Annotated in this window: 1 pseudogene; it reads right to left on the bottom strand. The window is 66.4% G+C overall.

The features are described from left to right. Positions 1-253, bottom strand: a pseudogene (locus tag SB751_RS33110) (mechanosensitive ion channel protein MscS); the annotation flags it as partial.

Here is a 253-nt window from a genome sequence, read left to right as displayed (position 1 = left end):
TCGATCAGAATGATGAAGCCCGACACATAGTTGCTGGCGATCTTCTGCAGCCCGAACCCCAAGCCGACGCCGAGCGCGCCGCCGAACACGCCCAGCACCGTGATGTCGATGCCGACCAGCGACAGGCTGATCAGCACTGCCGCCAGCACGAACGCCGCGCGGCCGACCCGCGCCACCACCACCTTCAAATTGGCGTCGAGCGTCTTCGCGCGCATCAGGCGGTCTTCGAACGCGGCGCCGAGCCACATCGCGA

It is taken from the genome of Cupriavidus sp. SIMBA_020 (assembly GCF_046535395.1).
Classification (GTDB): Bacteria; Pseudomonadota; Gammaproteobacteria; order Burkholderiales; family Burkholderiaceae; genus Cupriavidus; species Cupriavidus campinensis.
Note: the sequence above shows the minus strand (reverse complement) of the source record. Positions and strands in the feature narration are given on the sequence as shown.